Raw genomic sequence first — 19770 nt, 5'->3', positions numbered from 1 at the left:
TAATATCCTTAACAAGGAGGTGAATAAAATGAAAAAGGAAAATCCGTCAAACTATAAAACTCTTCAAATCTGGATTAAAAAAGGGCATCGTATGTATTCTTATTTTCAAGAATCTTGTCATAACGCTAAGAATATGTACAACACCACAAACTTTTATATACGCCAGGTGTACACTGGATTAACACAAGAAAAAGAGTTGCAGCCTTTGCAAAAAGAAGTTCTGGATAATATTCATAAAAATATTGGTAAGATGAATGACACACAACTTCTTGCCTATCAGAAGAAATTGGAAAAAGAGAAATTAAAGCCTAAAGAAGAACAGAAAGAGATTACATGTAATTTGTTTTCAGAACCTAATTTTGAAAAACCTTATGTAGATTACAACTTTCTGGATGCACTATTTAAGGCTATGATTCAAAATGATTATCGAGCTTTGCCTACGCAATGTAGCCAGTCAATCATGAAAGGTTTGTTCCAAAATTGGAAATCTTTTTTTGCTAGTTTAAAAGACTATAAAAAGAATCCAAACAAATATGCTGGAATGCCTAGGATTCCAAAGTATATTCGTTCTTCTGAAAAAGAGATTCTGTATACAAACCAAGATTGCATCATTAAAAACGGTAAATTTTTAAAGTTTCCAAAGACGAAATTGCAATTAAATATTGGGAAACTAGGTTTCACTGAAGGTAAACTGAAACAAGTTCGTGTGATTCCAAAATACAATGAATATGTAGTGGAATTGGTAATTGATGTTCCTTCTGAACAACAAATTATTGAAGAGAATGCTCGTTATATGAGTATTGATTTAGGGATTGATAACCTTGCAACCATCGTAACAAACACAGGTATGAAACCTGTCCTTGTTAAGGGCAAACATGTCAAAAGCATAAATCAATATTACAACAAAATGAAGAGTCATTTTACAAGCATTCTTAGAAATGGAAAACAAACTAATGAAGGACCTTTTACTTCTAAAAGGATAGAAAAACTTCATCAAAAACGTTACTTGAAAATAAAAGACGTCTTCCATAAAGTTAGTCACCATATCGTAAAACTAGCTCAAGAAGAAGAAGTTTGTAAAATCGTTATTGGTCAAAACAAAAGTTGGAAACAAGAAACGAATATGGGAAAAAGAAATAACCAATCGTTTTGTCATCTCCCACATAGTTTACTGATTCAAATGATTACATACAAAGCAAATGTTGTAGGCATCCAAGTTGTTGTAACTGAGGAATCATATACATCGAAAGCAAGTTTTCTGGATAACGACTTCATTCCAACGTATGGAGAAAATGACCAAAATACAACTTTTTCAGGAAAACGAATAAAGCGCGGCATATATCGTTCAGCAAATAAAACTTTAATTAATGCAGATGTAAATGCTGCGGCTAACATTTTACGAAAAGTAATCCCAAATGCATGGACAAATGGGATAGAGGGGTTAGGCGTGAAACAGCTCGCTAATGTGTTAACTCCCCTGACGTTAATCGTCCGTTAGGTCGAAACGTTAGAAACCCCCACTTCAAGCTTTGCTAAGTGGGGGAGTGTTCATTTTAGGAGTAATTATGGAATAGGATATGTAGAAAATAATTAAACTTAAATCTGCTGCATGGAGCTTTTGGGACAGCCCCATTTTTATTATTTTTTTTGCCAATTTTCTTTTATAAAGTCTTCACGGCCAGATTCTTTTTGCTCAGTAGCATATTTTTCTGGGTTCTTTTTATAGAAATGTTGATGGTATTCTTCAGCCTCATAAAAAGGTGCAGCCGCGCGAATTTCAGTTACGATTGGGTCTTTAAACATACCGCTTTCTGCGAGAGCTTGTTTTGATTTTTCAGCAAGCTCTTTTTGCTTTTCAGTATGATAAAAAATAGCAGTGCGATAAGATGGACCACGGTCAAAGAATTGTCCGCCATCATCAGTTGGATCGATTTGTGGCCAATATAAATCTAGTAATTTTTCATATGGAAAAATAGAAGGATCGAATGTAATTTGTACAACTTCTAAATGACCAGATGTACCAGCTTTTACTTGTTCATATGTTGGGTTTTCTACATGACCACCTGCATAGCCAGAACGTACTTTATGAATACCAGGAAGTTCATCAAATGGCTTTACCATGCACCAAAAGCAACCGCCTGCGAAGGTTGCGAGTTCGTATGTTTTTTCGGACATTGCTGTAATCCTCCTAAATGTATATGTTTTATATAGTATTATACAAAAAGTTTTATTGCGCAATAAAAAAGATTCGAAAATATATGTATTATTAAAAATATTTTCTGAAAATATGTTGACAATGAAAAGAACAACGTCCTATAATACGTTTAACAAATAAAAGTTAATTAAGAATTTTCGAACTTTATATGTTGCATATGCAAAGAAGAGGAAAGTAGATGGTTATGATCGTTTCAGAGAGCTGCTCCTAGGCTGTGAGAGTAGTAACAATCGAATCATTGAAGATCACCTCGGAGCATCGCTAGCGAAAGGGAAACTGAGTAGAGGGCGACGGCATCGTCTCCGGTAAAAGGACGGGGGTCTAATTGGACCTGCAAAGCTTATATTTCGTGAGAAATATAAGGAAGCTGAGTGGTACCGCGAAACTCTCGCCTCAGCAATCAAAGCTACTAAATTGTAGTAGTTGATTGCTGAGGCGAGAGTTTTTATTTTAAAAATAAAATAAGAGAATGCGTAGAAGCGGAGAGTAAATGATAAAAATTGTTTCAGAGAGCTGCCTACAAGCTGTGAGGGTAGTAACAATTTCATCATTGAAGATCACCACGGAGCACTACTTTTGAAAACTAGTAAAAAGTAGCGGAGTTGTTTCCGATAGAAAAACAAAAAGTCTAATTGGACTTGCAGAGCTTATATTTCGTGAGAAGTGTAAGGAAGCTGAGTGGTACCACGATTCCCTCGTCTCAGCAATGGATTGCTATAAGTATGTATGTAATCGATTGTTGAGACGAGTATATTTTTAAGGTCTATATACTGAATATTCTGTTAAAAATACTCATCTCAGCAATCGATATAGAAATAGGTTGCAAAAATAGAGAGAAAAAAAGAGGAGCGATGTGAGATGGGAAACCAGTACATTTATATGAATGGGGAATTTGTAGAAAAAGAAAAGGCAGTTGTTTCAGTATATGATCACGGTTTTTTATACGGAGACGGTGTATTTGAAGGGATTCGTAGTTACGGTGGAAATGTATTTTGTTTAAAAGAACATGTAAAACGATTATATGAATCGGCAAAATCTATTTTACTTACAATCCCGCTGACGGTTGAAGAAATGGAAGAAGCAGTTTTACAAACATTGCAAAAAAATGAGTATGCGGATGCTTACATTCGGTTAATTGTTTCAAGAGGAAAAGGTGACTTAGGGCTCGATCCGAGAAGTTGTGTGAAACCGAGCGTTATTATCATTGCAGAACAATTAAAGTTATTCCCACAGGAATTTTACGAAAATGGATTAAGCGTTGTATCTGTTGCATCAAGACGTAATACGCCAGATGCATTAGACCCACGTATTAAGTCAATGAACTATTTAAATAACGTACTTGTAAAAATTGAAGCGGCACAAGCTGGAGTGCTAGAAGCACTTATGTTAAATCAACAAGGATATGTTTGTGAAGGATCTGGAGATAATGTTTTCATTGTGAAAGATGGAAAGGTGTTAACACCTCCTTCTTATTTAGGAGCGTTAGAAGGTATTACGAGAAATAGTGTGATTGAGTTATGTGAGCGACTTAATATTCGGTGTGAGGAAAGACCTTTTACTCGCCATGACGTATATGTAGCAGATGAAGTATTTTTAACGGGAACGGCAGCAGAATTAATTCCAGTTGTAAAAGTTGATTCAAGAGAAATTGGAGATGGGAAGCCAGGAAGTGTAACGAAACAATTGACAGAGGAATTTAAAAAGTTAACGAGAGAAAGAGGAGTACGTGTTCCAGGATTAGCGGAAAGCTTACTGTAGGTAGGGAGAGGAGTTAATTGAAATGGAGCAACAGTATACAACACGTGAGAAATTGCATTGTGAAGAAGTGACAGGAGCTGGACACGTTATTCAATGCTTGAAGAATTTAGGTGTAACTACCGTTTTCGGTTATCCAGGCGGAGCGATTTTGCCAGTGTATGATGCGTTATTCGGAAGTGGTTTGAAGCACGTTTTAACTCGTCATGAACAAGCTGCCATTCATGCGGCAGAAGGATATGCGAGAGCTTCTGGAAAGGTCGGGGTAGTCTTTGCTACCTCTGGACCAGGGGCGACAAATTTAGTTACAGGCTTAGCGGATGCTTATATGGATTCGATTCCTTTAGTTGTCATTACAGGGCAAGTTGCAACACCTCTCATCGGAAAAGACGGATTTCAAGAAGCGGATGTTGTCGGGATTACAGTACCTGTTACGAAGCATAATTATCAAGTTCGTGATGTGAATCATTTATCACGTATTGTACAAGAAGCTTTTTACATAGCCGAAAGCGGGAGACCAGGACCAGTATTAATTGATATTCCAAAAGATGTTCAAAATGAAAAGGTAACAAATTTTTATAATGAAGTAATTGAGATTCCAGGATATAAAATAGAGCCTATGCCAGACAGTATAAAGCTTAGAGAGGTGGCTAAAGAAATTTCAAAAGCTAAACGCCCACTTCTTTATATTGGAGGAGGTGTCATTCATTCGGGTGGATCTGATGAACTCATCAAATTTGCAAGGGAGAATCGTATTCCAGTCGTTTCCACTTTAATGGGACTTGGTGCATATCCGCCGGGAGATTCATTATTTTTAGGAATGCTCGGCATGCATGGAACGTATGCTGCAAACATGGCAGTAACAGAATGTGATCTACTACTTGCTCTAGGTGTTCGCTTTGATGATCGTGTAACAGGAAAGTTAGAACTCTTTTCACCGCATTCGAAAAAGGTACATATTGATATAGATTCTTCAGAGTTTCATAAAAATGTAACTGTGAAATATCCGGTTGTCGGTGATGTGAAAAAAGCGTTACACAAGCTGTTACATATGCAAGTTTGTACACAAACAAAAGAATGGCTTACGAAAATCGAGGAATGGAAAGCAGAATACCCTCTTTTCTACAATCAAAAAGAAAATGAGTTAAAACCACAACATGTTATTAGCCTAGTAAGTGAAGTAACGAATGGTGAAGCGATTGTTACGACAGAAGTAGGACAGCATCAAATGTGGGCTGCGCATTTTTATAAAGCGAAAAATCCACGGACTTTTCTAACATCTGGCGGACTAGGAACGATGGGGTTTGGTTTCCCGGCAGCAATTGGTGCTCAGCTTGCAAAAGAAGAAGAACTCGTCATTTGTATTGCAGGCGATGCTTCTTTTCAAATGAACATTCAAGAACTACAAACAATTGCTGAAAATAATATTCCTGTAAAAGTATTTATTATAAATAACAAATTTTTAGGGATGGTAAGGCAATGGCAAGAAATGTTTTATGAAAATCGTTTATCAGAGTCAAAAATCGGATCGCCAGATTTTGTGAAAGTGGCAGAAGCTTATGGAGTGAAGGGATTAAGAGCGACGAATTCAACCGAGGCGAAACAAGTGATGTTAGAAGCAATTGCTCATGATGGTCCTGTCGTAGTTGATTTTTGTGTAGAAGAAGGTGAAAACGTATTTCCGATGGTTCCACCAAACAAAGGGAATAACGAAATGATTATGAAGAGGTGGGAAGAATGAGTCATACTTTTTCACTCGTTATTCATAACGAGCCAAGCGTCTTATTACGTATAAGTGGAATTTTTGCTCGGCGTGGTTATTATATTTCTTCTTTACATTTAAACGAAAGAGATACTAGTGGCGTTTCTGAAATGAAACTCACAGCAGTTTGTACTGAAAATGAAGCGACATTACTTGTTGGTCAGTTGAAAAAGTTAATTGATGTACTGCAAGTATATAAATTATAAGGAGTGTATGGAATATGAAAACGTATTATGAGAAAGATGCAAATTTAGAGTTATTACAAGGGAAAACAGTTGCGGTAATTGGCTATGGATCTCAAGGTCATGCGCAGGCACAAAATTTACGTGATTCTGGTGTGGAAGTTGTAGTTGGTGTTCGCCATGGTAAGTCTTTTGAAGTAGCAAAAGCAGATGGGTTTGAAGTAATGTCTGTTTCAGAAGCGGTTCGAACCGCGCAAGTTGTACAAATGTTATTGCCAGATGAACAGCAAGCACATGTGTATAAAGCAGAAGTAGAAGAGAATCTCTGTGAAGGGCAAATGCTACTTTTCTCACATGGATTTAATATTCACTTCGGACAAATTAATCCGCCAAGTTACGTAGATGTAGCGATGGTCGCACCAAAAAGTCCAGGTCATCTCGTTCGCCGTGTATTCCAAGAAGGAAATGGTGTTCCGGCATTAGTCGCAGTACATCAAGATGCTACGGGCACGGCATTACGTGTAGCGCTTGCGTATGCAAAAGGTGTAGGTTGTACACGTGCAGGTGTAATTGAAACGACATTCCAAGAAGAAACGGAGACAGACTTATTCGGAGAGCAAGCAGTGCTTTGCGGCGGGGTAACTGCACTTGTGAAAGCTGGTTTTGAAACATTAACAGAAGGTGGATATCGTCCTGAAATTGCATACTTTGAATGTTTACATGAATTAAAGTTAATTGTTGATTTAATGTACGAAGGTGGTTTAACGAACATGCGCCATTCTATTTCAGATACGGCTGAGTTTGGAGATTATGTAACAGGATCGAGAATTGTTACAGATGAAACGAAGAAAGAAATGAAACGAGTACTTACAGAAATTCAGCAAGGTGAATTTGCAAAGAAATGGATTTTAGAAAACCAAGCTGGGCGTCCAACATATAATGCAATGAAAAAAGCAGAGCAAAATCATCAGTTAGAAAAAGTAGGGGCAGAGCTTCGTGAAATGATGAGCTGGATTCATGCACCGGAAGAATTAGTAAAGAAATAGAGTAAGTGATTGTAAGTGAAAAATACGTAAGAGGGGATTTGACAAGATGAGAAGTGACATGATTAAAAAAGGTTTTGATAAAGCGCCGCACCGTAGTTTATTAAAAGCAACTGGTTTGAAAGATGAAGATTTTGATAAACCGTTTATAGCTATCTGTAATTCTTTTATTGAAATTATTCCAGGTCATAAGCACTTAAATGAGTTTGGGAAACTTGTTAAAGAAGCGGTGCGTGCAGCAGGTATGGTTCCATTTGAATTTAATACAATTGGAGTAGATGACGGTATTGCGATGGGGCATATCGGTATGCGTTATTCGCTTCCGAGTCGTGAAATTATTGCAGATTCAGTAGAAACGGTTGTAAATGCACATTGGTTTGATGGCATGATTTGTATTCCAAACTGTGACAAAATCACACCTGGTATGATGATGGCTGCACTTCGTATTAACATTCCAACTGTATTTGTTTCAGGTGGTCCGATGGCGGCTGGAAAAACATCTAAAGGAGACGTTGTCGATTTAAGTTCTGTTTTCGAAGGAGTAGGAGCTTACCAATCTGGTAAAATTTCAGAAGAAGAATTAAAGGATATTGAAGATCATGGCTGTCCATCTTGTGGTTCTTGTTCCGGTATGTTTACAGCGAACTCTATGAACTGTTTATGTGAAGTGTTAGGTTTAGCTCTTCCAGGTAACGGAAGTATTTTAGCCATCGATCCAAGACGTGAGGAATTAATTAAACAAGCGGCAGAGAAATTAAAGATTTTAATTGAAAAAGATATTAAACCAAGAGACATCGTAACGGAAGAAGCAATTGATGATGCGTTCGCGCTTGATATGGCGATGGGTGGTTCAACAAATACAGTGTTGCACACATTGGCGCTCGCGCAAGAGGCTGGATTAGATTACGATATGAACCGTATTGATGCCGTTTCAAGACGTGTACCACATTTATGTAAAGTAAGCCCTGCTTCCAATTGGCATATGGAAGATATTGATCGAGCTGGCGGGATTAGTGCTATTTTGAAAGAGATGAGCCGAAAAGAAGGTGTGCTTCATTTAGATCGTATTACTGCTACTGGGCAAACGTTAAGAGAAAATATTGCTCATGCAGAGATTAAAGATAAGGAAGTGATTCATTCTCTCGAAAACCCTCATAGTGAAGAAGGGGGATTACGTATATTAAAAGGAAACCTTGCGAAAGATGGTGCAGTTATTAAAAGCGGAGCGACCGAAGTAAAACGATTTGAAGGACCTTGCGTTATTTTTAATTCACAAGATGAGGCGCTTGCGGGCATTATGCTTGGGAAAGTTAAGAAAGGCGATGTAGTTGTTATTCGCTATGAAGGACCAAGAGGCGGCCCTGGTATGCCGGAAATGTTGGCACCAACGTCAGCGATTGCTGGTATGGGATTAGGTGCAGATGTTGCGCTATTAACAGATGGACGTTTCTCGGGTGCTTCACGTGGTATTTCGGTAGGGCATATTTCACCAGAAGCAGCTGCAGGCGGAACGATTGCACTTCTTAAACAAGGGGATATCGTTTGTATCGATGTTGAGGAGAGATTGTTAGAGGTAAGAGTTAGTGATGAAGAATTAGATCAGCGTAAAAAAGAATGGAAACGACCAGAACCGAAAGTGAAAACGGGCTGGCTTGGGCGTTATGCACAAATGGTAACATCGGCGAATACAGGTGCAGTCCTAAAAATCCCGAATTTCGATTGAGCCAATTTAAAAGAGATAAGGATGATATGAGATGGTGCAGAAGGTAAAGGAGAGAGTGAAAATTGAAGATATCTTAATGGCTCATAATTGCATGAAAGATATCGTTATTAAAACACCGTTACAACGTGATACAGTTTTATCTGAGAAATATGATTGTGACGTTTATGTAAAAAGAGAAGACTTACAATTGATTCGCTCTTTCAAAATTCGTGGTGCGTACAATTTGATTCAAAGTTTATCGGCAGAACAATTACAAAACGGCGTTGTTTGTGCAAGTGCTGGCAATCATGCACAAGGGGTTGCTTATACGTGTAATTTATTGAAGATTCCGTCAAAAATCTTCATGCCAACAACGACACCTAAACAAAAAGTATCGCAAGTACAATTTTTCGGTGGTGATTTTGCGGAAATTGTATTAGTTGGTGATACATTTGATAGCTCGTTCCAAGAAGCACAGCGCTATTGTGAGGAAAATAGAATGACGTTCGTTCATCCGTTTGATGATCCGTATGTTATTGCTGGTCAAGGAACAGTGGCAGTTGAAATTATGCATGATATGGAGAAATCGGTTGACTTTATTTTTACAGCAATTGGCGGTGGTGGATTAGCATCAGGTGTTGGTACATATGTAAAAGGTGTTAGTCCTGCTACAAAGGTCATTGGTGTAGAGCCAATGGGAGCTGCATCTATGAAAGAGGCTTTTCTTCAAAATGATAATGTCGCATTGGAGAAAATAGATAGTTTTGTTGATGGGGCAGCTGTTAAAAAGGTAGGAAAGTTAACATTTGAAACTTGTAAAGATGTAATTGATGACATTGTTTTAGTACCAGAGGGAAAGGTTTGTACGACGATTTTAGAACTGTATAAGAAAAATGCAATTGTAGCTGAGCCTGCTGGTGCACTATCTATTGCAGCGCTTGATTTATACAAAGATGAAATAAAAGGTAAAACGGTTGTATGTACGCTAAGTGGTGGAAATAATGATATTGATAGAATGCAAGAAATGAAAGAACGTTCGCTCATTTATGAAGGACTAAAACATTACTTCATCATTGAATTCCCGCAGCGTTCAGGTGCGCTAAGAGAATTTCTTGATAAAGGATTAGGGCCAGGAGATGATATTACTCGCTTTGAATACATTAAGAAACATAATAAAGAAAATGGTCCAGCGTTAGTCGGCGTAGAATTAAAACATAAAGAGGATTATGAGCAATTAATTACTCGTTTTAAAGAAAATAATATTCAATTTATGGAGCTGAATAAAAATCCTGTTTTGTTTGATTTACTTATTTAATAGAAGGAAAGAGGAAACATACAGTTGTACCTGAAATAAAAAAGATAGATGCAAACAGCGGAAATGCTGCTTGTATCTATCTTTTTATAATTAAACAATATATTTTCCATATTCAAGAAGGATAAAGCTAGTTAACCAAAAGAATATCGCAATACGAATGATTACATACATAGTAAATTCAAAGGTAGTAAGCTTTCGTTCGCGTTTTATTTTTTTTAGAAGTCTAACAGAAAAAAATGAACATAAAAGTAGAACGGCAATAGATATTTTATAAATATTCTCTAACAAACTTACATTTTCTAATAAGTCTTTCAGCATATTCATCACCTATTCTGTAAAGTATGTTACAGAGAAATAAATCTTGCGTTGTCTAATTTCGTTTGTTTTTTATGTTCCCTGTATCATCAATTTCTACGTCAGTTGAAATTGTTTGTAAATATTGTAGAGCTTTTTTCTTTTCGTCCTCATTTACAGGGGAGATTTGGTTGTTGCGAATGATGTAAGGATTGAATGACATTTGGACATCCTTTCCTTTAAAAGTTAAAGTTAATACGCCAGTTTCGGCGCTTTTCCCGCTCACATAGCTTGGGAATAAAAAGTTTCCTAATGAGTAAGCGATAGGAACTTTATTATAATACTCAAATCCTTGAAGCCAATGAGGGTGACTTCCGACAATCGCGTCAGCTCCTGCTTCAACTATTTTAGGAACATATTGTTTTTGGTATTCTACCGGACGATTTGATTTTTCAACGCCCCAATGCATATAGACAATTAAATAGTCTGCATCTTGCTTTTGTTCTTTAATTGTTTTTGTTACGAGATTTAAATCATATCCGTTCGCAACACCAGGTTTATTGTCACCAGCTACCCAATTCGTATCAGGCATAAATCGAACGAAGGAAAGAAATTTGAACTTTTTCCCTTTTACGGTCATTTCCCGTGCTGTATATGCATCTTTTGCATTTTTTCCAGCTCCAATGTAAGGGAACTTTAATTTTTCTACGTGAGAAATCGTGTCTAATAATCCATCTTGCCCATAATCAAGTGTATGGTTATTTCCGATATTTACGATGTCATATCCAGTGTTTTTTATCGCTTGTAGTGTGGATGGATCACTTTTAATCCAAAAAAGTTGTCCAGGAGCTTTCTTTTCTCTCGTTGTAAATGCTGACTCTAAATTAACGAAAGAAATATCAGCCTTTGTTATTTCTTCCTTTACATGCTGGAATGGATAATCAGCCCCGTTTTTTTCGATTACAGGACGTAATTGCCAATCGAACATTGTATCACCAGAGAAGGTGAGTGTGATTTCCGGGTCTTCTATTTTCTTTTCACTTGTTGAAACGATTTTACTAGATTTGTTTTGCAAATCGGATTTGTCTTTCGCTTTTGAAGTAAAAGAGTAGTTAACTAATAAAACAATTGGTGTAATGCAAAAGGCTATTAACAGAAATCGTTTTAGTAAAGTTTTCATAAATACCTTCCCTTTTGAGTTTATACCGCAATTTGTAGGCAGTAAAACCCGCGTTAGTTAAAGTTTCACTTTATGTATAACTACAAAAAATTGCGGCTTATGTAGTGAAAAACATTTGTTAATATTCTCAATATTAAGTTAACATATAGATAACCTGTAAATCAATGAATAAACCAAAATATAGAAATAAAGAATTCGAAGGGTGAAGAATGAGAAATGGTTATATTAGGAGCAGTTGTAAATGGGGTTTGTATTATATTTGGTACTTTACTAGGTAAATTATTTAGTAGAATTCCAGAAAGTATGAAGGGAACAATTATGCATGCAATCGGTTTAGCGGTTACTGTGCTTGGACTTCAAATGGCATTGAAAAGTGAAAATTTCCTGGTTGTCATACTAAGTCTTGTAATTGGTACCGTCATCGGGGAATGGCTACAATTAGAGGGAAAGTTAAAACAGTTAGGTGATTGGCTAGAAAATAAAGTTGGATCGAAAGGGAAAGGGAGCATATCAGAAGGTTTTGTAACAGCTACTTTAATTTTTGCCATTGGTGCGATGGGTATACTTGGTGCACTCGACAGCGGGATTCGCGGAAATCATGATATTTTATTTACAAAGGCGATTATCGATGGATTTATTTCTATTATATTAACGACAACTTTAGGAATTGGCGTAGTATTTTCGGCAATTCCAGTTATTTTATATGAAGGCGGTATTGCGGTTTTTGCAACACAAATTAATAGTTTAGTCCCGAAAGCATTAATGAATCAATTTATAGTGGAAATGACAGCGACAGGTGGTATTATGATAGCCGCTATTGGATTGAACTTACTTGGTATTATTAAAATTAAGGTGGCAAATTTACTGCCAGGTATATTGGTAGTTGGTATAATTGTTTCACTTATTTACGGTTACGGTTTAATAGTAAAGTAATAGGGGGGGGGGAGATACATATGGAGGAATTTCAATTTACGAAACGTGTTCATAACATAATGCATATTGCAGCAGAAGAGGCAGAAAGTAATATTATTCAACCAACTCATCTGTTTATCGGCATGTGTAAAGAAGGTACGGGAGTTTGCAGCGAGTTGCATATGTATTTGTTTCGTAACGTGGGTACGGATTTTTTAGAAAAACTTTCATTACGAAAACAAGATGATTTGACAGATCAAGAGTATGAAAAAATAGGACAATATAAGGTATCTTATAAGGTGCTAGAAATTTTACAAATAGCGAAGAAACGTATGGAGCGTTTTCAGCAAGTAATAATAAATGAAGGACATGTTATAGATGCACTATTTCGCGCGGATACGTTTATTGGAAATGCACAAATACAAAAAGATATATTACGTATTCTAGCTGAGCCAAGAGACTTAGCGGTCGATCTAAAATGTTTTGATCCTACTTATAATCATTTAATTTGTACTGTTAGAAAGGCTAACCCTTCTGATTTTGAAAAATTAGCAAGTTTTGTTAAGGGGGAATTTGGTGAACGTTGGTTACATTCAATAGAGTATGGATTTCGTACATATAAAGAAAATGTACCTATTTATATAGCAGAACAAGAAGAAGTGATAGTAGGATTCGCTTGTTACGATGTAGTGAGAGGAAAGAAGGGATTGTTTGGTCCAATGGGAACAGCGAAGCAAAATCGCGTGAAAGGTATAGGGAAGCAATTGTTACATCTTTGTTTACAGAGTATGAAGCAGGATGGGTATGAATACGCAATTATTGGACAAGCAGGTCCAGTTGAGTTTTACGAGCGATGTTGTAATGCATGCTTAATACCGATAATGGATCATTAACCAACTTCATTTAGGTGGAGTTGGTTTTATTATGAAAAAAATGTGGGAATGTAGTGATTTTTACTAGAAAATAGCGGGTTTTGTAGTAAATCTTACAAATAAAGCAAATTACTAAACTTTTTACAAGAAAGGGTGTAGAATGGGTATCTAAAGAAAGAAGGTGTGAAAATGGCCAGCTGGAAACGAAATTTGATGATTTGTTGGCTAGGTTGTTTTACCACTGCAGCCGGTATGAGTTTAGTAATTCCTTTTTTATCTTTTTATATTGAGGAATTAGGAGTGACTGGCACTTCTAGTATTGCACAGTGGTCGGGACTTGCATTTGGTATTACATTTTTAATGGGTGCGATCGTATCACCAATATGGGGAAAACTCGGTGATATACATGGACGGAAATTGATGCTGATTCGTGCGAGTCTTGGTATGGCGATTATTATGACGCTTATGGGATTTGTAACGGATGTGTATCAACTAGTCGCACTAAGATTTTTAATGGGAGCAGTATCTGGTTTCCTTTCAACGGCGATGACATTTATTGCGGCAGAAACTCCGAAAGAACATTCAGGTTGGGCAATTTCTACAATTTCAACTGGTGGCGTGAGCGGTTCTTTACTTGGCCCATTACTTGGTGGTTATTTGTCAGAGTTAATTGGAATGCGTCATGTTTTTCTTGTTACAGGAGCTTTTTTATTCCTTTCTTTTCTCATCGTTTTTTTCTTCCTACATGAAGAGAATCACTCCGCTCAAGCAAAAAAAGTACAAACGAAAAAAGTATGGACGATGGTTCCAGCGAAGCATTTAATTATTAGCTTGTTTGTAACAACATTTATTATTCAACTTGCGAACATGTCAATTCAACCTATTATTACATTGTATGTAAAGAATTTAGAAGGCGCAGGAACAGCTCATATTGAAATGATTGCAGGTGCAGTTATGTCAGCGACAGGGTTAGCGGTTATTTTGGCAGCACCAAGACTAGGAAGATTATCAGATCAAATCGGTCCTCAAAAAACGTTAGTTGTAGCGTTGTTTGCTGCAGGAATTATTTTTATCCCGCAAGCATTTGTAACCTCAGCTTGGCAACTATTAATTCTTCGGTTTTTATTAGGTATCGCACAAGCAGGATTATTACCTTCCGTACAAACTCTACTAAAACAACATACACCAACCCATGTAACGGGACGAATATTTGGATATAATCAATCGTTTCAGTTTTTAGGGAATATGATTGGACCAGTACTTGGTGGACAAATTGCAGCACATGCGGGCTTCCAATATGTTTTCTTCTCTACTTCATCATTACTATTTATTGCGTGCATTTGGGTTTATTTTCATAATAAGAACGAAGAGGTATCAGAGAAACGACATTTGGAAGTTAGTTAACTAAGTGAATGAAAAAGAAAAAGGATGAAGCAACGATTGCTTCATCCTTTTCTTTAAAATTGAAGACAAAGATAGCTTAATGTACCAAGCTCGTAACTGCGGTGAATGATTTCACCGTTATTTTCACCGCTTCCCATAGCGATAAATAAAGGAACAAAATGCTCTGCTCTTGGTACTGCTAATTGTGCATGAGGGGCGTTGTTCTCCCAATTAAATAATGCATCTTTATCAGTAGTCTGCATATGTTTAATAATCCAATCATCAAATTCAATTGGCCATTGTTCGGGTGTCGTTTGATTCCATTTCAAAGCTCGTAAGTTATGAACGGTAACACCGCTACCGATTATTAAAATATCTTCTTTTCCAAGTCCTTTAAGCGCTTCTCCAATCTTAAATTGCTCTTTTGCAGGAAGGAATGGATTGACTGAAATTTGAACGACAGGAATATTTGCTTCTGGATACATGCGGTGCAAGAGTGTCCATGAGCCATGATCTAAACCTCTCGTCATATTATGATGGACTGGAATACCTTTGTTTTTAAATTTTGTTTCTAACATAGATGCAATGTTAGAAGAGCCTTTCGCACGATATTTGATTTCGTATAACTCAGGAGGAAACCCTCCAAAATCATAAATTGTTTCATATTCGTTATCTGATGAAGAAATCGTTAATACTTCACTTTCCCAGTGAGCAGTGAAAATAACAATTGCTTTCGGTTTATATGTTTCTCCAAGTGTTTTTAAAAATCTTGTATAGTCTGTATCTTGAACAGCAAGCATCGGTGATCCGTGTGCTAAAAATAATGATGGCATCATAATAGAAACCTCCCAAAAATATTATAATTACTTTATGTAAGTAACTATACAATTTTATTTTACATTCGTCAATATATTAGTTTAAGAGCTAATTGGAAAAGTGAGTCATTTGTCATAATGAAGGCAATTGCATATAATACATAATAAGAATAATGAATGGATATTCATTTTTTGATATACATAATAGAGTTGGGGGCTGACGAAATGAACGTACAGGAAAGTTTCGTTACGGCATTGGATGGATCGGAAATTTATTTACGTAAGTGGCTACCAGAAGGAGATCCGCGAGGGATTATTCAAATTGCACATGGTATGACAGAACATGCAGGTGTTTATACAGACTTTATTGCTGCGTTATTAGAAGCAGGGTATGGTGTTTATGCACATGATCATAAAGGTCATGGGAAAACAGTGAAAAGAGAAGAAGATTATGGTCATTTTAAACCAAATGTAGGTTGGAATGAGGCTGTTTCTGATGTTATTTTTGTATCAGAAACGATAAGAAAAGAGCAGACATGCCCGTTATTTTTACTTGGACATAGTATGGGTTCTTTTTTATCAAGACGTGCTGTACAACTGAAAGGTGAATTATATGATGGATTCCTTATTTCAGGAACTGGTGGAAATCCAGGGCTTTTAGGAAGTATCGGTCATAAAGTAGCGACAATTGAGATGAAATTACGCGGCGAAAAAACGAAAAGTCCGATGCTAAACTTTTTATCTTTCGGAAACTTCAATTCACACTTTAAACCAAATCGTACAAAATTTGATTGGTTATCTTCAGATAATAATCAAGTTGATAAATATATTGCGGATCCGTTATGTGGATTCATTTGTACGACGAGTTTTTATCGAGAATTATTTTCTGGTGTATTAGAAGTAAATAAACTAGAAGAGTTCAAGAAAACACCGAAAAACCTTCCGATACATATTTTTTCAGGAGATCGTGATCCAGTTGGGGATATGGGGAAAGGTGTAAAAGAAGTATATGAAAATTATAAAAAATGCGGCGTGACAGATGTAACGCTGCGTTTATATGAAAATGGAAGACATGAAATGTTCCATGAAGTAAATCAAGATGAAGTATTTCAAGATTTGATTTTATGGTTAGATAAGCATATTGTATGAGAAGAAACCTCACTTTTTTGAAGTGAGGTTTCTTTAAGAAGATGGAGGAATAGTTATGAGTGAATTTGTTAATAAAGAATATGTAGAAATAGATTTTCAAGATGTCTTGATTAAAGAAGAGGAATTGAAAAATTGTACATTCATAAAATGCCGTTTTAGAGGGATAGATGCATCGGAAGTTTATACTGAAAATTGTAATTTCATAGAATGTGATTTTACTGGTGCTCTTTTTAACGCTTCTATCCATAAAGGAACTACATTTGCGAATTGTAAGTTTGTTGGTGCGAATTTATTCGTATCAAAGTTTGAAGAATGTAAAATGACTGGTTCTGATTTTGAAGAAGCGAATTTAGACGGAATAACTATCATATCGGGTGATTGGTCATATACGAATTTAAGGTTCGCGAACTTAAGTAAACAAATGTTAAAGGGTATACGTTTAATTGAAGCGGACCTATATGAATGTAATTTAGAAAAAGCAGATTTACGTGAGGCGGATTTAACAGGTGCACAATTAGGCAAGGCGAAACTTAGTGGTGCAGATTTAAAAGGAGCGGTAGTTGATAGAATTGATTTTACAAGTTTTAATTTAAAAAATGTGAAATTAGATATAGCGCAGGCAGTTGCAGTAGCAAGATGTTATGGGGCTAAGGTGAACTAAATTGTTTGAAAAACCGTTCAAAGTGCTGAACGGTTTTTCAAATCATAATAGTAGTATAATAGTAAATGAGGTGTTCATACTATGGAAGATAAAACATTAGGTATACTACTAGATGTAGTTGGGGAATTATTTTCAGATGAAATATCAATTGCCGTTTCGAATACGAAAGAATATATTTACTATCGGCCAAGTAAACGAATTGATTTAAAGATTAGCGCCGGGGATCCTATTAAGGAAGGGACGATTGCTCATAAAGCAATGGTAACGAAGCAAAAAGCCTCTGAGTTTATTAACCGGGACGTTTTCGGTATTCCTTATCATGGAATGGCCGTACCGTTTTCAAATAATGGGAAGATTGAAGGGTGCGTGACGGCAATTTATCCCGCTTTAACGGATGGAAAGTCAGTCGTTACTTTAAAAACAACAGACGGATGGGTTCCGGTTCCTTTCTCAAAGGTGATGTATTTAGAAGCTAAAGATAAAAAGACGTATGTGAATTCAGAAGAGTTAACAGGAACACATAAGTACTCGCTACAAGAATTCGAATACTTGTTGCCGAAAGATTCCTTTATTAGATGCCACCGTTCCTTTATTGTAAATGTTAATCATATTAAAGCGATTTACCCTGATACGCATTCTACTTTTGTACTTTCTATGGATAACGGAGAGAGGGTACCAGTGAGTCAGTCATACGCTAGGTATTTTCGTAAGCTTCTAGGATTCTAAATTTTTCTGCTTTAGAACCTAGATTTGCTGTTTTATCTGAATTTTCGGCATTGTGTACAAAAATCCCTATTTTGATAGTGTTAATGTGTAAAATAATTATGAATATTCATTGAGAGAGGGATTACATATGGAGAATAATTTAGATAGAATTAGGGATCAACGTTTCAAAGATCGAGTAGTTACACCTGAAGAGGCAGCTTCATGGATTGAAAGTGGAATGACTTTAGGTTTAAGTGGATTTACACGTGCTGGGGATGTAAAAGCAGTCCCATTTGCGCTGGTGAACCGAGTGAAGAATGATAAATCTTTTAAAGTAAATGTTTATACAGGGGCTTCCTTAGGTTCGGATGTAGATAAATTATTTGCTGAGGCAGGAATTTTAGGGAAAAGATTGCCTTTCCAAGCCGATGCGACTATGCGAAAAGGAATTAATAACGGAGACTTTTTATTTGTGGATCAGCACTTATCTCATACAGCAGAGCTACTCCGTGCTGACGTTATGGATATAGATGTTGCTATTTTGGAAGCGGTTGCGATTACTGAAGATGGTATGATTATTCCAACCACTTCAATTGGAAATTCCTTAGCATTTTCCTTAAATGCTAAGTCCATTATTATTGAAATGAATATGGCTCAATCTACACAACTAGAGGGGCTGCATGATTTATATGAACCAGGTAAACAAGGGGAAAGACTTACAATTCCGCTCGTAAAAACGGATGATCGAATTGGAACAATTGGTATCCCGATTGATGCTGAAAAAGTGAAGGGGATTGTGTTTACGAATCAACTGGATTCACCATCGACAATTGTTCCTCCAGATGAAGAAACTGTCATTATGGCACAACATTTAATAGAGTTCCTTCGAGAAGAAGTTAAAGTAGGCCGATTAACAAAGAGTTTAGCACCGTTACAATCGGGAATTGGTTCAGTTGCTAATGCAGTATTGCACGGCATGCTAGATTCGGAGTTTGAAGATTTAGAAGTGTATTCTGAAGTTTTACAAGATGCGGTCTTTGATCTAATGGACGCTGGGAAAGTTAATTTTGCTTCCTGCTGCTCGATCACGCTTTCTGAAGAGAAAATGCAACAAGTATTTTCTAACTTTGAAAAATACCGAGACAAATTAATGATGCGCCCGCAAGAGATTTCTAATCACCCTGAAATCATTCGCCGCCTTGGATTGATCTCGATTAATACTGCTTTAGAATTAGATATATACGGAAATGTTAACTCTACTCACGTTTTAGGTACAAAGATGATGAATGGTATTGGTGGTTCTGGTGACTTTGCAAGAAATGCACGTCTAGCTATATTTGTTACGAAATCGATTGCAAAAGGTGGTAACATTTCAAGTATCGTTCCTTTCGTTTCTCATGTAGATCATACGGAACATGATGTAGATGTTATCGTTACTGAACAAGGGTATGCTGACTTAAGAGGGCTTGCGCCAAGAGAAAGAGTGGAACTTATTATTGAGAATTGCGTACATCCAATGTATCGTGAACAGCTACGAGCTTATTACGAGGAAGCAAAAACAAGAGGTGGACAAACTCCTCATATTTTAGAAAAAGCTTTTTCTTGGCATACAAACTATGCTAAAAATGGGACAATGCTTGAAGAGATAGTAGAAACTGTTTAGAAGTGTAAAAATGATTCTTAATATAATATGCTATACAGGTTAAAAGAAAAAGAACGCCAATTCTCAGGAATGTGAAGTGACCCCTAAAAGTTAGACACGGTTATTTCATTAGGCAGCTTGATCCAAATGAGTCCGGTATTGTACCGGGCTCATTTTTAATTT

The 19770-nt window shown here is 36.6% G+C and carries 18 protein-coding genes and 1 other annotated feature; of the genes, 14 read left to right on the top strand and 4 right to left on the bottom strand.

What is annotated here, in order from left to right; genetic code table 11:
• Positions 1 to 28: 28 nt before the first annotated feature.
• Positions 29 to 1498 carry an RNA-guided endonuclease InsQ/TnpB family protein gene (locus tag MR115_RS26875; protein ID WP_242243315.1) on the top strand — a complete coding sequence of 490 codons (1470 nt, stop codon included), beginning with the start codon at positions 29 to 31 and terminating at the stop codon, positions 1496 to 1498.
• Positions 1499 to 1638: 140 nt separating this feature from the next.
• On the opposite strand, the gene msrA is transcribed toward MR115_RS26875, so the two are convergent.
• Positions 1639 to 2175 carry a peptide-methionine (S)-S-oxide reductase MsrA gene (msrA, locus tag MR115_RS26870; RefSeq protein WP_242243314.1) on the bottom strand — a complete coding sequence of 179 codons (537 nt, stop codon included), beginning with the start codon at positions 2173 to 2175 and terminating at the stop codon, positions 1639 to 1641.
• A gap of 505 nt (positions 2176 to 2680) precedes the next feature.
• Positions 2681 to 2921: a binding site (T-box leader), on the top strand.
• A 152-nt stretch (positions 2922 to 3073) separates the two neighbouring features.
• Here msrA and ilvE point away from each other — a divergent pair.
• From ilvE to ilvA, 6 genes are read left to right on the top strand one after another with little or no spacing between them, the layout of a single operon-like run.
• Positions 3074 to 3973, top strand: coding sequence for a branched-chain-amino-acid transaminase (ilvE, locus tag MR115_RS26865; protein ID WP_242243313.1), 900 nt, complete (start codon positions 3074 to 3076; stop codon positions 3971 to 3973).
• 22 nt (positions 3974 to 3995) lie between these two features.
• Complete coding sequence (gene ilvB, locus MR115_RS26860; protein ID WP_242243312.1) at positions 3996 to 5711, top strand: acetolactate synthase large subunit; 1716 nt, start codon at positions 3996 to 3998, stop codon at positions 5709 to 5711.
• Positions 5708 to 5938 (top strand): ACT domain-containing protein, encoded by a 231-nt coding sequence (locus MR115_RS26855; protein WP_242243311.1) that lies wholly within the window; start codon positions 5708 to 5710, stop codon positions 5936 to 5938. Before ilvB ends, MR115_RS26855 begins: the two co-directional genes overlap by 4 nt.
• 14 nt (positions 5939 to 5952) lie before the next feature.
• Entirely contained in the window at positions 5953 to 6960 is a 1008-nt protein-coding gene (gene ilvC / locus MR115_RS26850) for a ketol-acid reductoisomerase (protein WP_242243310.1), read from the top strand.
• Positions 6961 to 7006: 46 nt separating this feature from the next.
• The gene (ilvD, locus tag MR115_RS26845) at positions 7007 to 8680 is read left to right on the top strand and encodes a dihydroxy-acid dehydratase (protein WP_063263766.1); all 1674 of its coding nucleotides are present in this window, start codon (positions 7007 to 7009) and stop codon (positions 8678 to 8680) included.
• 31 nt (positions 8681 to 8711) lie between these two features.
• Positions 8712 to 9974: a threonine ammonia-lyase IlvA gene (ilvA, locus tag MR115_RS26840; RefSeq protein ID WP_242243309.1), complete on the top strand. Its 1263-nt coding sequence runs from the start codon at positions 8712 to 8714 to the stop codon at positions 9972 to 9974.
• A gap of 90 nt (positions 9975 to 10064) precedes the next feature.
• Here the strand turns inward: ilvA and MR115_RS26835 are convergent, their stop codons facing one another.
• A complete protein-coding gene (locus MR115_RS26835) occupies positions 10065 to 10292 on the bottom strand; it encodes a hypothetical protein (protein WP_000910220.1) in 228 nt (75 codons plus the stop codon).
• Between the two features lie 52 nt (positions 10293 to 10344).
• Positions 10345 to 11448, bottom strand: coding sequence for a CapA family protein (locus tag MR115_RS26830; protein WP_242243308.1), 1104 nt, complete (start codon positions 11446 to 11448; stop codon positions 10345 to 10347).
• Between the two features lie 216 nt (positions 11449 to 11664).
• On the opposite strand from MR115_RS26830, the gene MR115_RS26825 reads away from it, so the two are divergent.
• From MR115_RS26825 to MR115_RS26815, 3 genes are all read left to right on the top strand, one after another.
• Positions 11665 to 12381 (top strand): DUF554 domain-containing protein, encoded by a 717-nt coding sequence (locus MR115_RS26825; protein ID WP_242243307.1) that lies wholly within the window; start codon positions 11665 to 11667, stop codon positions 12379 to 12381.
• A 20-nt stretch (positions 12382 to 12401) separates the two neighbouring features.
• Positions 12402 to 13253, top strand: coding sequence for a GNAT family N-acetyltransferase (locus tag MR115_RS26820; protein ID WP_242243306.1), 852 nt, complete (start codon positions 12402 to 12404; stop codon positions 13251 to 13253).
• A gap of 168 nt (positions 13254 to 13421) precedes the next feature.
• Positions 13422 to 14636 (top strand): multidrug efflux MFS transporter, encoded by a 1215-nt coding sequence (locus MR115_RS26815; RefSeq protein ID WP_097817649.1) that lies wholly within the window; start codon positions 13422 to 13424, stop codon positions 14634 to 14636.
• Between the two features lie 53 nt (positions 14637 to 14689).
• Here MR115_RS26815 and MR115_RS26810 read toward each other — a convergent pair whose 3' ends face one another.
• On the bottom strand, positions 14690 to 15451 hold the full coding sequence (locus MR115_RS26810) for a DODA-type extradiol aromatic ring-opening family dioxygenase (RefSeq protein WP_242243305.1): 762 nt from the start codon (positions 15449 to 15451) through the stop codon (positions 14690 to 14692).
• Between the two features lie 204 nt (positions 15452 to 15655).
• On the opposite strand from MR115_RS26810, the gene MR115_RS26805 reads away from it, so the two are divergent.
• The 4 genes from MR115_RS26805 (at position 15656) to MR115_RS26790 (ending at position 19608) form a co-directional block, all read left to right on the top strand.
• Entirely contained in the window at positions 15656 to 16579 is a 924-nt protein-coding gene (locus tag MR115_RS26805; RefSeq protein WP_242243304.1) for an alpha/beta hydrolase, read from the top strand.
• A gap of 55 nt (positions 16580 to 16634) precedes the next feature.
• Complete coding sequence (locus MR115_RS26800) at positions 16635 to 17240, top strand: pentapeptide repeat-containing protein (RefSeq protein ID WP_061676662.1); 606 nt, start codon at positions 16635 to 16637, stop codon at positions 17238 to 17240.
• 81 nt (positions 17241 to 17321) lie between these two features.
• Positions 17322 to 17966 carry a LytTR family DNA-binding domain-containing protein gene (locus tag MR115_RS26795; RefSeq protein ID WP_242243303.1) on the top strand — a complete coding sequence of 215 codons (645 nt, stop codon included), beginning with the start codon at positions 17322 to 17324 and terminating at the stop codon, positions 17964 to 17966.
• 127 nt (positions 17967 to 18093) lie between these two features.
• Positions 18094 to 19608: an acetyl-CoA hydrolase/transferase family protein gene (locus tag MR115_RS26790; protein ID WP_242243302.1), complete on the top strand. Its 1515-nt coding sequence runs from the start codon at positions 18094 to 18096 to the stop codon at positions 19606 to 19608.
• The last annotated feature ends 162 nt before the right edge of the window (positions 19609 to 19770 follow it).

This window comes from Bacillus cereus group sp. BfR-BA-01309 (assembly GCF_022664315.1).
GTDB lineage: Bacteria > Bacillota > Bacilli > Bacillales > Bacillaceae_G > Bacillus_A > Bacillus_A mobilis.
The sequence above is the reverse complement of the archived record's forward strand: the minus strand, read 5'-3'. Positions and strand labels throughout refer to the sequence as shown.

Bases quoted from the DNA above. Each gene is read 5' to 3' on its own strand.
- MR115_RS26795 (WP_242243303.1), top strand. From the start codon at position 17,322: ATGGAAGATAAAACATTAGGTATACTACTAGATGTAGTTGGGGAATTA.
- ilvE (WP_242243313.1), top strand. From the start codon at position 3,074: ATGGGAAACCAGTACATTTATATGAATGGGGAATTTGTAGAAAAAGAA.
- MR115_RS26835 (WP_000910220.1), bottom strand. From the start codon at position 10,292: ATGCTGAAAGACTTATTAGAAAATGTAAGTTTGTTAGAGAATATTTAT.
- ilvB (WP_242243312.1), top strand. From the start codon at position 3,996: ATGGAGCAACAGTATACAACACGTGAGAAATTGCATTGTGAAGAAGTG.
- ilvA (WP_242243309.1), top strand. From the start codon at position 8,712: ATGGTGCAGAAGGTAAAGGAGAGAGTGAAAATTGAAGATATCTTAATG.
- MR115_RS26800 (WP_061676662.1), top strand. From the start codon at position 16,635: ATGAGTGAATTTGTTAATAAAGAATATGTAGAAATAGATTTTCAAGAT.
- ilvC (WP_242243310.1), top strand. From the start codon at position 5,953: ATGAAAACGTATTATGAGAAAGATGCAAATTTAGAGTTATTACAAGGG.
- MR115_RS26810 (WP_242243305.1), bottom strand. From the start codon at position 15,451: ATGATGCCATCATTATTTTTAGCACACGGATCACCGATGCTTGCTGTT.
- MR115_RS26790 (WP_242243302.1), top strand. From the start codon at position 18,094: ATGGAGAATAATTTAGATAGAATTAGGGATCAACGTTTCAAAGATCGA.
- MR115_RS26875 (WP_242243315.1), top strand. From the start codon at position 29: ATGAAAAAGGAAAATCCGTCAAACTATAAAACTCTTCAAATCTGGATT.
- MR115_RS26805 (WP_242243304.1), top strand. From the start codon at position 15,656: ATGAACGTACAGGAAAGTTTCGTTACGGCATTGGATGGATCGGAAATT.
- MR115_RS26815 (WP_097817649.1), top strand. From the start codon at position 13,422: ATGGCCAGCTGGAAACGAAATTTGATGATTTGTTGGCTAGGTTGTTTT.
- msrA (WP_242243314.1), bottom strand. From the start codon at position 2,175: ATGTCCGAAAAAACATACGAACTCGCAACCTTCGCAGGCGGTTGCTTT.
- MR115_RS26825 (WP_242243307.1), top strand. From the start codon at position 11,665: ATGGTTATATTAGGAGCAGTTGTAAATGGGGTTTGTATTATATTTGGT.
- MR115_RS26855 (WP_242243311.1), top strand. From the start codon at position 5,708: ATGAGTCATACTTTTTCACTCGTTATTCATAACGAGCCAAGCGTCTTA.
- MR115_RS26830 (WP_242243308.1), bottom strand. From the start codon at position 11,448: ATGAAAACTTTACTAAAACGATTTCTGTTAATAGCCTTTTGCATTACA.
- MR115_RS26820 (WP_242243306.1), top strand. From the start codon at position 12,402: ATGGAGGAATTTCAATTTACGAAACGTGTTCATAACATAATGCATATT.
- ilvD (WP_063263766.1), top strand. From the start codon at position 7,007: ATGAGAAGTGACATGATTAAAAAAGGTTTTGATAAAGCGCCGCACCGT.